8 protein-coding genes are annotated in these 12,772 nt (G+C 61.2%); 7 read left to right on the forward strand and 1 reads right to left on the reverse strand.

The window, feature by feature from the left end; genetic code table 11:
• Positions 1-17: 17 nt before the first annotated feature.
• Positions 18-1,286 carry an NAD(P)/FAD-dependent oxidoreductase gene (locus tag ACQK2L_RS12605; protein ID WP_425397328.1) on the reverse strand — a complete coding sequence of 423 codons (1,269 nt, stop codon included), beginning with the start codon at positions 1,284-1,286 and terminating at the stop codon, positions 18-20.
• Positions 1,287-1,644: 358 nt separating this feature from the next.
• Here ACQK2L_RS12605 and ACQK2L_RS12610 point away from each other — a divergent pair, with 358 nt between their 5' ends.
• The 7 genes from ACQK2L_RS12610 (at position 1,645) to ACQK2L_RS12640 (ending at position 12,771) form a co-directional block, all read left to right on the forward strand.
• Complete coding sequence (locus ACQK2L_RS12610; RefSeq protein WP_425397329.1) at positions 1,645-2,673, forward strand: AAA family ATPase; 1,029 nt, start codon at positions 1,645-1,647, stop codon at positions 2,671-2,673.
• Between the two features lie 51 nt (positions 2,674-2,724).
• A complete protein-coding gene (locus ACQK2L_RS12615) occupies positions 2,725-3,636 on the forward strand; it encodes a DUF58 domain-containing protein (RefSeq protein ID WP_425397330.1) in 912 nt (303 codons plus the stop codon).
• Positions 3,633-5,609: a BatA domain-containing protein gene (locus ACQK2L_RS12620; protein WP_425397331.1), complete on the forward strand. Its 1,977-nt coding sequence runs from the start codon at positions 3,633-3,635 to the stop codon at positions 5,607-5,609. Before ACQK2L_RS12615 ends, ACQK2L_RS12620 begins: the two co-directional genes overlap by 4 nt.
• Entirely contained in the window at positions 5,606-7,804 is a 2,199-nt protein-coding gene (locus tag ACQK2L_RS12625; RefSeq protein ID WP_425397332.1) for a hypothetical protein, read from the forward strand. The genes ACQK2L_RS12620 and ACQK2L_RS12625 overlap by 4 nt, the downstream gene beginning before the upstream one ends.
• Before the next feature lie 79 nt (positions 7,805-7,883).
• The gene (locus ACQK2L_RS12630) at positions 7,884-11,141 is read left to right on the forward strand and encodes a hypothetical protein (RefSeq protein ID WP_425397333.1); all 3,258 of its coding nucleotides are present in this window, start codon (positions 7,884-7,886) and stop codon (positions 11,139-11,141) included.
• Positions 11,142-11,170: 29 nt separating this feature from the next.
• Entirely contained in the window at positions 11,171-11,965 is a 795-nt protein-coding gene (locus tag ACQK2L_RS12635; protein WP_425397334.1) for a hypothetical protein, read from the forward strand.
• On the forward strand, positions 11,962-12,771 hold the full coding sequence (locus ACQK2L_RS12640) for a hypothetical protein (RefSeq protein ID WP_425397335.1): 810 nt from the start codon (positions 11,962-11,964) through the stop codon (positions 12,769-12,771). The genes ACQK2L_RS12635 and ACQK2L_RS12640 overlap by 4 nt, the downstream gene beginning before the upstream one ends.
• Position 12,772: the final 1 nt, after the last annotated feature.

Raw genomic sequence — 12,772 nt, forward strand, 5'->3', positions numbered from 1 at the left:
CTAATTCTGAAAGCGCTCTAACTGTCGTCGTGCTCCTCATCGCTCAGCAGGATGCGCTTACCACGCTTGTGTGTCAGCAGGTTCCAGCCCCAGTCGACGAAGACGCTCGTTCTCTCTTCGGCGCCGCTCAGCAGGCTGAGGTGCACGCCGAGCCATGCCAGCCACGCGATCGAACCAGTGAGCGTACCGCCGGTGGGCAATTCGACCACCGCCGCCCCGCGCCCGACCTGCGCCATGTTGCCTTTGTCGAAATACTTGAAAGGAGTGGTGGGCTTGCCTTCGACAAGGTGCTCGATGGTTTTGCCGACGTGATGCCCGGCTTGTAGCGCCACTGCCCCCAAACCTGGTAGCGGCTGGCCTGTCTTGCCGTCGGTGATCGACGCCATGTCGCCGATAGCAAACACTTGCGGATGGTCTTTCACCTGCAGGTCGGGCCCCACCGGCACGCGCCCGCCGGGCGCCAATTCGACGCCTAACGACTTTGTCAATGGACTCGCTTGCAGGCCAGCGGCCCAGATGAGCGTTTGTGTCTGGACCTTTTCACCACCCGACAAGGTGATCGCGTCGGCGGTCACATCGACAACGCCCGAGCCGGTGTGCACTTCGACATCTCGCTCCTCGAGCGCGCGCTGGGCATAGTCTCGCAGCTTCGGCTTGAAGTGCGCCAGCACGTGCGGAGAATGCTCGTACAACACGACCCGCGCCTGATCGATGGGCAAGTTTGGGTAGTCGGCCTTTAGTTCGGTGTGCAGCAACTCCGACATGGCGCCGGCCAGTTCGGTGCCGGTGGGGCCTCCGCCGATAATGCAGAACGTCAACGCTCCTTGGTCTACTAGCGCGGGGTTCTTATCGACTTCCTCGAGTTTCTTAAGGATGTGATCGTGCAGGCGGATCGCATCCTTCATGGTGTAGAGCGGAAAGGAGTGCTCCGCCGCGCCCGGCGTGTTGTGGAAATTGACAACCGCCCCAAGTGCCATGACCAGGTAGTCGTACTCGATGGGCGGCATTCCCTCGACCACGACTTGCTTATTGGACAAGTCGATGCTTTCGACGGCGCAATTGTGAAAGGCGACGTTGTCGTGCCGGTGCAGCAGATCGCGAATCGGCGAGCCCACGGCGGTGGGCTCGAGTTCGTCAGTCGCCACTTGATACAACAACGGCTGAAACGTGTGGTAGTCGTGTCGGTCGATAATTGTCAGTTCGACCGGCGCATCGCGCAGTTTTTGCGCCGCGCCAATTCCGCCGAATCCGGCTCCCAAGATCACCACTCGTGGTGTGTCTGACATCGCAGTATCCCCTAGCTACATCCACATCCAAGGCCCAGTGAGTCGGCCGCTTCGGCCAATGTAGTGCATTAGTTCGGAACTTGCGATATGGCGAGCGAACCCAGGCGCTGCCAGCGCGATTCCGTCCCCGTTAGTGCCGCATGCAGTACTGGCTTTGCGTGCTCTCAGAGAACGACCGTCGACTTTTCTTCGCGGGGATAGTGGCAGTTTCAGAAAATGCTGGATTTTTACACCCGGGTGCGCGATAATTCGGCGGGTTGAACGAACAATACCTTGGTTGGTCTCGTAGGCCCACCAAGAACTCTTGGTGCGTTCCCCGTATTACGGTGCTGTAATAGAGAACATGAAGGGGTAGGGTATGTCCATCGCGACAGACGAAGCAGTCGTCGAACAGCTAGGTGAAGACGATGTTCAGGCCATCGATCACCTACGCGAATCTTACAGCCGATTGCGCAACGAGCTTGCTCGCGTGATCGTCGGGCAGCAGGACGTGATCGACCAGTTGTGCATCTGCTTGTTCGCCCGCGGCCATGCGCTGTTGATGGGCGTGCCGGGCTTGGCGAAGACGCTGTTGGTGAGCAAGCTGGCCGAGACACTGAGCCTGCAGTTCAGCCGAATTCAGTTCACACCCGACCTGATGCCGATGGACATCACCGGCACCGAGATCCTGCAGGACGGAATGGACGGCCGACGCGAGTTTCAATTCGTGCACGGTCCGATCTTTGCGAACATCGTGTTGGCCGACGAGATCAATCGTGCCCCACCGAAAACGCAAGCGGCCCTGCTCGAGGCCATGCAAGAGCGGCGCGTTACTGCGGTGGGTAAGCCGTTCTCGCTGGAACCGCCGTTCCTGGTGCTCGCTACCCAAAACCCGGTGGAGCAGGAAGGAACCTATCCTCTGCCCGAAGCGCAACTCGACCGCTTCATGTTCCTGATCGAGTTGGACTACCCTTCCGAGGGCGAAGAGGTGCAGATCGCGCGGACTACCACCGGCGATGAGTTGCCGGAGCTCGACCACATTCTGCACGGCGAAGATATCATCGCTCACCAGAACCTGGTGCGGCGGGTTCCTGTGCCCGACCACATATATACGTATGCTGCGCGGCTCGTTCGCAAGACACGACCCAATGGCGACACTGCCCCGGCGTGGCTCAAGCCGCTGGTGGGTTGGGGCGCCGGGCCGCGTGCGGTGCAGAATCTGATTCTCGGCGCTCGGGCGCGGGCTGCCTTGCTGGGCAGTTACATGGTGCGTCTGGAAGACGTGCAGGAAGTTGCCTTACCGGTGCTGACGCACCGCCTGATTACCACGTTCGCCGCGCAGGCGGAGGGGATCGGGTCGACCGACATCGTCAAGCGGCTGATCGAGGAATCGAACGAAGACAGCTAGGCAGGCGATTCGTATCTCTCTCCACTCCACCTTCAGCCCCATCCACACTCTATGGCGGTTGATCGAACTCAACGTGCATTTGTCGACCCGCTCGTGCTGGCGCGGCTGGCTGCGATCCCGTTGTCGGCCCGCCGACCGATGCAGGGCAGCGTCTCGGGCCGCCACGCCAGCCCGCACCGCGGGGCGAGCGTCGAGTTCGCCGAGTATCGCAAGTACGTGCCGGGCGACGACTTGCGTCGCCTCGACTGGCGCGCGCACGGGCGGACCGATCGCTTTTACGTCAAAGAGTACGAGGCCGACACCAACCTGCGGTGCTGCCTAGTGGTCGATACCAGCGGCTCGATGGGCTTCAAGTCGGGTGCACTCTCGAAGTTCGAAGTCGCCCAGCGCATCGCCGCGGCGCTCGGATACCTGGCCGTTCAGCAGGGCGACGCCGTGGGGCTGTCATGTGTGGCCGATGGCGTGGTGCAATCGCTCCCGACGAAGCGGAACCCCGCGCATTTAAAGCTCGTGTTCGATCTGCTCGAACAAGCCGAACCCACCGGGCCGACCCAACTCGTCGACACGCTGCACGAATTGGCGGAGACCATTCGGCAACGGGCGCTGGTGATCATGATCTCCGATTTCTTCGTCGCACCGGCCGAGCTGCGTGAATGCTTCGAGCACTTTCGTTTCCGCAAGCACGACCTCGCGGCGTTTCACTTGCTCGATCCCCAGGAGATCGGCTTCACCTTCCAGCGGCCAATGCGCTTTGTCGACATGGAAGGCGGAACGTCCATCTTCGCCGAACCCAACGACATTGCCGATCGGTATCGTAAGGCCCTGGAGAACTACCTCACGGAACTGAAGCAAGCCACCATCGAGACTGGTGTCGACTACCATCGCGTGTTGATCAACGAGCCGTTCGAGTCGAGCCTCATGCAGTTCTTGATCGGTCGGACCAAGGCGGGAGGCGTTCGATGAGCTTCCTCGAGCCGCTGCTGTTGGTCGGATTGCCGCTGGCGGCGTTGCCAATCCTGATCCACCTGATCAACCAACGGCGCTTCCAGACGATCGACTGGGGCGCGATGCGATTCCTGCTGGAAGCCAACCGAATGTCGCGCGGCTTCGCCCGCATTCGCCGTTGGCTGATTTTGGCCTGCCGCACGCTGGCCGTCGCAGCGCTGGTGTTCGTCGTCTCACGGCCCCTGGCGAGTGGCTGGCTGGGCATTGCGGGTGGCAACGCGGCGGATACCACCATCGTGCTGCTCGATCGCTCGCCCAGTATGCAGCAGCGGCAGACTTCGTCGGCGGCTTCCAAACTCGAGACCGGGCTAACCCAGTTGATCGGCGCGCTGGAGCTCACCGATTCCAAACGTTGGGTGCTGATCGACAGCGCGACCGCGACGCCCCGCGAGTTCGACTCTCCAGTGGCACTCGGCAAAGCCACCACGACAACGCCTGTGAGTGCGTCGGCTCACTTGCCCACACTGCTGCAGTCTGCGCACGACTACATCAGCGAGAATCGCATTGGGCAGACGGAGGTTTGGATCCTGTCGGACTTGCGCGACAACGATTGGGACGCGGGCAACAGTCGTTGGCAGTCGCTGCGAGACAGTTTCTTGCAGTTCAAGCAGGGGGTGCGATTCCATTTGCTCGCTTACCCCGAATCGCCGACCACGAACGTCGGGATCCGTTTGACCGATGTGCGTCGCCAGCGAACCATCGACGGCGCGAACTTGCTGCTCTCACTGCAGTTCACCAGCAACTCGGAAGGCAAAACGAAACTGCCGGTTCGATTCGACATCCAAGGCGTCTCGACCGAGCACGAAGTGGAGTGGGAAGGACCGGAGTTCGAGCTGCGCGACTTTGCTTTGCCGATTTCCGACGAGCTGGAGCAAGGATGGGGTCGGGTATCGGTGCCCGCCGATGCGTACCCAGCCGACGACGAATTCTACTTTGTCTTCGCCGATGCCGTGCCGCGCCAGACTTTGCTGGTGGCCGAAGAGGGCGACGCGCCCAGGGCGCTACAGTTGGCCGCGGCCATTTCGCCCGATCCTGAATTCACCAACAGCGTGCAAGTGCAGAGTCCGGCCAAGCTAGCTACCACTCCCTGGGAAGAACTATCGCTGGTGCTCTGGCAGGCTCCCCTGCCGACCGGCGCAACGGCCAGTCAGTTGGATCAATACGTTGCCACTGGCGGGCAAGTGATCTTCTTGCCGCCGAGCCGCCCCGATGAGGCCGACTTCCACGGCGTGCGGTGGACCGATTGGCAGGAGTCCGACGGTGCGGTAAGCGTCGAGAATTGGCGGAGCGACCAGGACCTGTTGGCCCGCACCAAGAGTGGCGCCGCGCTGCCGGTTGGCGAGTTGCAGATTCATCGCTACTGCGGACTGGAAGGCGAACTCACGAAGCTCGCCTGGCTGGGCAACGAAGCATTACTATTGGCTCGTCAACCAACCACGCGCGGCGGAGTGTACTTCCTGGCTACGGAAGTCGCGCCCAGCAGTTCGTCGCTCGCAACCGATGGCGTGGTGCTGTACGCGGTGGTGCAACGTGCCCTGGCCGCCGGCGCGGCGGAGCGGGGCACCACTCGCAATGCGATCGCTGGCCAGGTAACCGGCGAAATCGACACCGACTGGAAGCAACTTGCCGGAAACCAACAGGCGCTATCGACCGAGTACGCCCTGGTCGGCGGAGTGTATGGCGAGGACGAACGACTTATCGCCGTGAATCGCGGAGCAGCCGAAGATTCCGCGGAGGTGTTGGAGGACGAACGCATCAACGGGCTGTTCAATGGACTGTCGTTCGACATGGCCACCAGCCGCGCCGGCGACTTCGCGGCCATCGCCCGGGAGATCTGGCGTGTGTTCCTGGTGCTGATGCTGATTGCCCTGTGCGCCGAGTCCCTCCTGTGCATTCCCAAAGCGGCATCTCCCAAGGGGGTGCTGCCATGACTAGTTCATCCCAACTGGTGTTTCTCTGGACGCCTTGGACGTTGCTGATTGCAGTGGTTGCCTTTGTGGTGGCAGCCGTGTGTGGCTACATCGCCTGGCGGCGGAGCGGCTACCGCAAGTCGATCGGCTGCTTGGAACTGCTGCGGCTTGCGATCGTCGCCGCTGCGGGCGTACTGCTGAATCAACCGGAGTGGGTAGAGGAGTTTCGCCCCGAACAAAAGCCACGCGTCGCGGTGCTATGGGACAGCTCCGGCAGTATGGAAACGCGAGACGTTGTCCATGGCGAGTACGCAACCCAAGCCGCGTCGAGCCGATCGCAGGCGGTGACCAGCTTGTTGAGCGATCCCGCGTGGGAACCTCTACGCGAGCGGATGGAAGTGACGATGTCGCCGTTCGACGATCGCGACCAGGCATCCGGCACGGATATTCACGGACCACTTACCCAAGCCGCCACCAAGCTCGAGAACCTGTTGGGCGTCGTGCTGATGACCGATGGCGATTGGAACCAGGGGCCGCCGCCGGTGGAAGCAGCTTCTCGGCTGCGGCTGAAGAATGTCCCTGTCATCGCGGTGCAAGTGGGCAGCTCGACACAGCTTCCCGACCTCGAACTACTGAGCCTCGACGCCCCCACATTCGGTGTAGCGGGCAAGACGGTGCGGGTGCCGTTTACCATCCAGAGTTCGCTACCCCGCGAACACGTCGCCCTGGTCACGCTCAAAGTGTCCGATGGCAGCGAGGTGACCAAGGAGGTGCGCATCGCGCCGCAAGGGCGGACCAGCGATGCGATCCTGTGGAGACCTACCGAGCTCGGCGATTACACGGTCACGCTCGATGTACCGCTTCACAGCGACGAGACCATCGTCGACAACAACTCGCGCGAAGCTCCCATCGCGATTCGCGAAGAGAAGCTCAATGTGCTGCTGGTCGAGTCGGTCCCTCGTTGGGAATACCGCTACCTGCGTAATGCGTTATCGCGAGATCCGGGGGTCGAGGTAGCGTGCCTGCTGTTCCACCCGGGGCTTAGCAAGGTTGGTGGTGGAAGCAAGGACTACATCAAGTCGTTCCCCGATGGGCTCGACGAGCTTTCGAAATTCGACGTGGTGTTCCTCGGCGACGTGGGCCTCGACGATGGACAGCTTACCGATGAACAATGCCGACTACTGGCGGGCTTGGTCGAACAGCAGGCCAGTGGGCTGGTGTTTCTGCCGGGTTGGCAAGGGCGTCAGTTCTCGCTGATGGACACCGAACTGAGCAAGCTCTACCCGGTGGTGCTCGACGAAGCGCAGCCGGGCGGTTGGGGCTCGCGGCTTCCGAATCACTTCGCGCTCACGGCGCTGGGGCGTAGGAGCTTGCTCACAAAACTTGCCGACACGCAGGACCAAAACAGCGAAGTATGGGAAGGCCTGCCCGGCTTTCAGTGGTATGCTCCGGTGCTGCGTTCGAAGGCGGGCACCGACGTGTTGTGCGTGCACAAAGACGCCACGAACCAGTACGGCCGATTGCCGCTGTTGGTCACGCAAACCTACGGCGCCGGCAAAGTGCTGTTCATGGGCACCGACGGCGCCTGGCGGTGGCGCAAGGGCGTGGAGGATCGCTACCACTATCGTTTCTGGGGACAAGTCGTGCGGTGGATGGCCTACCAACGCAACATGGCCGAAGGCTCCGACATGCGGCTCTACTACTCGCCCGACCAACCGCAGGTGCGGCAAACGTGCGTGCTCCGCGCCAACGTGATGGAGGCATCCGGCGAGCCACTCAGTAAGGGTACGGTCGTGGCCAGAATTGTGGCGCCGTCCGGCACTGCACAAACGGTGCGGTTCAATTCCACCGGCGAGGAATGGGGCGCATTCACGGCCCAGTACATCCCCGAAGAGCCTGGCACCCATCAGGTGACGCTTTCATCGGATGCCACCGATTCCACCCTCGAGGCAACTTTGTACGTGCAGGGTTCGGCGATGGAGCCCGTGGGCCACCCCGCCCGGCCCGAGGTTTTAGAGGAGATCGCACGCGTGACCGAGGGGCAGGTTCTCGAGGTCAGCCAGATCGACCAAATAGTTGACTATCTTGCCTCCCTGCCCGATCCTCCGCCCGCGGTCCGTCGGTTGCAGGTGTGGAACCACCCGCTGGCGGCAGCGGGAGTAATTCTTCTGTTAGGCGTGTTTTGGGTGGTGCGCAAGGTGGTGGGACTGATATGATTTGTAACCAGCGCGGAAACCGTGTCGCTCGGCAATGCCGAGCGCGCTCAACCAGGATTCTTGGGGATGGAGGATTGGTATGAGTCAGTATCAGCCAACGCTACGATTGGAAGTGCCTGATTCGCTGGCCGAACAATTGCGCGGTTTCCGCCTGCAAGTGTGGAAAGAGAAGATGATCGAGGCGATGGCGATCGCTGTTGCCGCGATTGCGGTTGCCTATCTGACCGTGTTCGTCCTCGACCGCTTCGTCGACACGCCTGCGTGGATTCGCGCCGGTGTTGCCATCACAGCAGTGGCAACGTGCGTGATCGTACCTTACTACTTGCACCGCTGGGTGTGGAGCTATCGCAGCCCTACGCAACTGGCTCGATTGTTGAGCCGCAAGCTTCCGCGCGTGGGCGATCAGTTGCTCGGTGTGCTGGAGCTATCCGAAAGCGAGTCGGAGCAAGCCCGCTCCTGGCGACTCTGTCAGGCGGCGATCGAGCAAGTGGCCACCGACGCGGAGCATCGCGACTTCACCGAGGCCACGCCCGACTCGCACGCCAAGTCGGCCGTGTGGACGGCGACTCTAACGGTCGGGCTAGGTGTGCTGCTGTTGTTGTGCCTGCCGCTGGCAGCACGCAATGCGTGGGCGCGATTTGTTGCCCCCTGGAGCGATACACCGCGCTACACGTTCGCCGCCGTGGAACCGGTGCCGCACGACTTGGTCGTGCCGCACGGCGAGGAATTCCCGCTGACGCTTCAACTAACCGAACAATCCGCCTGGCACCCAGCGGACGCGAGCCTGCAACTCACCGCCCGATCGCTCTCCGCTAATCAGCAGGATGGGACGTATCGCTTCGACGTGCCGGCGCTGATTGCTCCCACCGAACTGAACGTACGGGTGGGCGACTGGTCGCAGCGTATCCGCGTCGAGCCAATGCTGCGTCCCGAGTTGGAGTCTTTGAATGCCTCGGTGGTGCTGCCCAAGTATTTGGAGCGGACAGGCACCGAGGAAATGGAGATTCGAGGCGGTGGCCTCTCTTTGGTTCGCGGTAGTGAGGTTACTTTTACCGCCGCCGCGACACGCGACCTCGAGTCGGCCACCGTGGCGGGCGAGGAGGTCTCGACCAGCGGATCGAACTTCGATAGTCCGTCCGTAAAAGTCGAAGAACCATTGGAGCTTGCGCTCACTTGGACCGACGAGCATCAACTCGAGGGCAAGGAGCCCTTCGTCCTGTCGATCGCCGCCGACGAGGACTTGCCGCCTACCGTGCTGTGCGAAGGGCTGCCTCGCAAGAAAGTGGTGCTGGATACCGAGCAGTTGTTGTTCCAAGTAGCCGTGCGCGACGACTTTGGCGTGAAGGAAGTCGGTATGACGTGGAAGGGCTTGGAAGGCCAGTTCGTCGAAACACCGGCCGACGGTAAGCGGCTACTTGCCACGGGCGGTCCAGAAGAGACCGCGATGGACGTGGAAGGGACGTTCACCGCGTCGTCGCTGGGCATCGCGCCGCAGCCAGTCGAGGTGCAAGTTTATGCCACCGACTACCTGCCGGATCGCGAGCGTATGTACTCCAGTAAGTTCTTGCTGTACGTGCTCGACGCCGAGCAGCACGCTATTTGGGTTACCGAGCAGCTCGCGCGTTGGCATCGCCAGTCGCTGGAGGTGCGCGACCGCGAACTACGACTGTACGAAACCAACAAGCAGCTCCGCGACCTGCCACCCGAACAACTCGATCTGGCGGAAACGCGTCGTCGGCTCGAATCGCAAGCGGCGGCCGAGCAGGCCAATGGGCGGCGGTTGTCGAGCCTCACTCGAAGCGGTGAAGAACTGCTGCGCCAGGCGGCGCGCAATCCCGAAATCGGCGTTGGGCACCTCGATCGCTGGGCCGAGATGCTACAGGTGCTCAGCGACATTTCGGCCAATCGCATGCCTTCGGTGGCCGACCTGCTGAAGGACGGCGCGCAGTCGCCTGCCCAAGCCAGCCGCGTGGCGTCGAAGCCCCGCCCCACGGTCGGTGAGAACCGCGCACAAGGTGGTGGCGGCGCTCCGCAGGAGGAGAAGAAGTCGGCGCCAAAACCGCCGGTGCCGGCAGTGGTCGATATGGAATCGTCGCAGCAACCGTTGGACGATGGCGAGATGCAGGAACCGCAGAAAAAGAACCCATCGAACCCCACGCTCCGTTTGCCAACAACAACGCTGATGGGCAAAGCCAAGAAGAAGCCACCCGCCGGACAGTCGGATGCGGTGGATCAAGCGGTAGAAGAACAGAAAGACCTGTTGGCCGAGTTTGAGAAGGTAGCCAACGAACTGAACGAAGTGCTCGCCAACCTGGAAGGCAGCACGCTCGTCAAACGCCTGAAAGCGGAGTCGCGAAAGCACAACAGCATCGCAGGCACCGTGGCCGACGAGATTTCCCAGTCGTTTGGCGCTGGCCCCGCCAGCACTCCTGCCGAGGCGAAGACGACGTTGGCTAGCTTGTCGAAGCAAGTCGACAAGAGCGGGATCACCGTGTCGTTCATCATGGACGACATGCAGGCGTATTTCGAGCGTCGGCGGATGGTCAAATTCAAGGCCGTGTTGGACGACATGCGTAAGGAAGACGTGCTCGGCGGGCTCCGCCGACTGTCGGACGACATGCGGAGCGAGCCGGGACTGTCGATGGCACAGTCCGAGTACTGGTCGGACACAATGGATCGCTGGGCGGAAGACCTGGTGGATCCGTCGAACTGCGGAGCGTGCCCCGGTTGCCGCGCGAAGGGCTCCCTGCCGCCGTCGATTGTGCTGGAGGTGCTCAAGATCCTCGAAGGCGAGATCAACCTCCGCGAGGAAACACGCGTCGCCGAGCAGGCCAAGGGGGGCGTCGAGGACGACGTGCGACTTGAGGAGGCGATAAGATTAGCCGAGACGCAGACCAGCTTGGCCGATCGGACCGCCGATGTCGTCGATCGCATCCTTGAACTGCCCGACGCCGAAGCGGAGTTCGCCCGCGAACTGAAGTTGTTGGGGAAGGTGAACGTGGTGATGGTCGAAGCCTCTGCTATCCTCGCCCGACCCGAAACCGGCAGTCCCGCCATTGCCGCCGAAACCGAAGCGATCGAATTGCTGCTCCAGTCCCGACGTATCAACCCCAACGGTGGCGGTGGGGGAGGGGCCAACCCGGGCGGCGGCGGCTCCGGCGACACCAAGGACACCGCGCTGGCCTTGCTGGGCGCCGGACTCAATCAGAAAGAGGTGCGCGAGGCGCCAGAGATCGTGCAGTCCGTAGGCACCACCGGCAAAGCCCTGCCTGAAGAGTTCCGCGCAGGCCTCGACCAGTACTTCAACGAGCTAGAGACTCCCACTGCAGCGCCATGAGATTTTCACCGACTCGAAGTTTCCTAACCATGTGCACTCTGGCGATCGTCGTCGCTATCGCAGGGATTCCAGCTCGCGCGGTGCTTGCCCGTGAGGCGGAGGGGTCTGCCGAAGAAGCTGCGGAGGAGGCTGCCGACCAAGAAGCAGCCGCTGCAGCCGTGGTGGAGTTCGCGCAGATCGTCGAAGGGGACGCGCTCGATCCAAATCCGGTCGAGGCACTTTACCGACCCATAGTGAAGGTGGAGTTGTCGTTCGCGAAGCGGAGCTGCGACCTGACCGAAGAGCAACTGCAGACGGCAATCAATGAGTGCAAGACGGCTCTCACTGAGTTCGCCAAGAAACAAGGCAACGTGAATCAGAGGAACGGAATGGTTCTGTTTGCTGGCGGTGTGCAGCAGCAGTCCACTCCGCCGCGAGAGAAGCTGGAACAGGAATTGCAAACCAAAATTGTCAGTACTCTCACCGTCGAGCAGAGCAAAGCCTATCAGAAAGAACTCGAACAACGTGTAGAGTTTCGCCGGGACGCGATTGTCGGCGCACTCCTGCGAGGTTTGGATTCGAAATTGAGCCTGAGCGAGCGGCAGAGCGAAGATATCCGAGAAGGGATGATAGAGCACTGGAGCGACAACTGGGCGCCTGAGTTGGAAATGGTCGACAACTATGGTCAACATTATTTCCCTCAGATTCCCAGCAAAGCCATCACGCCTTACCTGGATGCCAGCCAGAAGCGAGTGTGGAACGGACTTCAGAAAGTCAACTTCTCGTCTGGCATGGCGATTCATCAGCAAGGCAATGTGATTGACGACATCGATTTGGGCGAATGAGAAACTCAACCAACCAACCTGGACTCGATCTATGTGGTATTGCGGCCCTCTTGGCCGTGGTGTTGATTGCTTGCTGCGCTGCGACATCGCATGCTCAAGACTTCCAGATGTCGGAGCAGCAGTTTAATTCCTGGTTGATGAATGGAAGTGGAGCTAACAACTCGCCCGAAGACCACCTCGGCTCGACTTTGCAAGTGCAGATCAAGCAACTCGATACGATTTGCGAGTTCACCGACCAGCAACGCCAGAAGCTCGAACTCGCTGGTGGGAGAGACATTGCTCGTTTCATTCGTCGGGTCGACAAACTCAAAGCGGAAGTGGTGGGAAAGTCCTTCCCCCAGAACGACATCAACGAACTGTGGCAGCGTATTCAGCCGTTGTCCCAGGAGTGGCAAGGGGGCATCTTCAAAGGCGAGTCGTTGTTTGCCAAAGTGCTAGCGGGAATCATGGACGAAGAGCAGACCGCTACGTACGAGCAGATGTTGACCAACCAATGGAACCGCCAGTACGCCGCAGCCGTCAAAGTGGCAGTGGCGACCATCGAGCGCGGCGTTCCCATGACCAGCACTCAACGCGAAGCGTTCGTCGAGTTGTTCGAACCACCGCCAAGACCCAAGGCGGGTGATATGCGCTACCTCCGGTATTTGGTTCTCTATCAACTGTCCGCCGTGCCCGAATCCGAGCTTTCGGCCATATTCGATGAGGCGCAAATCGAGGCTATGCAGCAGCATATCGCTCAAGGCCGCCAGATGAAGCCGACCTTGCGTTCCATGGGGCTATTGGCGGAAGAAGACGAGCAAGAGTAGG

Source organism: Aeoliella sp., assembly GCF_965227375.1.
Classification (GTDB): Bacteria; Planctomycetota; Planctomycetia; order Pirellulales; family Lacipirellulaceae; genus Aeoliella.